Below are 438 nucleotides of genomic sequence, written 5' to 3' on the forward strand. Positions count from 1 at the left end.
TCGTAACCATCCGAATGCGGACAAGAAAGTGCTCGATTTCGAGCAATAGAGTCGTGTCAGTACACCCAAACCGATAAAAATCGCATCTGAGCCTTTGAGAATAGACCCGGTCACGGGACAGTCCCAGTTGAACGACGATTATTTCGCGATCGAGACAAGGCCCGAACAGATCGTCCGGAAGAAAGTATCGCTGGACATGGATGTGGCGTTACATAAGCAGTTGAAACAGATTGCCTTGAAGAACGACATGAAACTCTATGAGTTGGTCGAAGGTGTATTGCACAATTATGTTGAGAAGAAAAAATAGAAAAAGAACACGTCTAGGCAATAGGCGTTTTCTAAAAATGTTAAGTGAGCGAAACTGTTGATGAGGGAAAATTCAATATGAAGCAGATAATTGAATAAAAACGTCTGATCCCACATTTACTTTTGGAATCA

General features: G+C 42.0%; 1 protein-coding gene. It reads left to right on the top strand.

What is annotated here, in order from left to right:
• Window positions 1-127: 127 nt before the first annotated feature.
• On the top strand, window positions 128-307 hold the full coding sequence (locus AC2Q9J_RS17600) for a hypothetical protein (RefSeq protein ID WP_499041960.1): 180 nt from the start codon (window positions 128-130) through the stop codon (window positions 305-307).
• The last annotated feature ends 131 nt before the right edge of the window (window positions 308-438 follow it).

The organism is Planococcus sp. RAB007_Raresut (assembly GCF_057369535.1).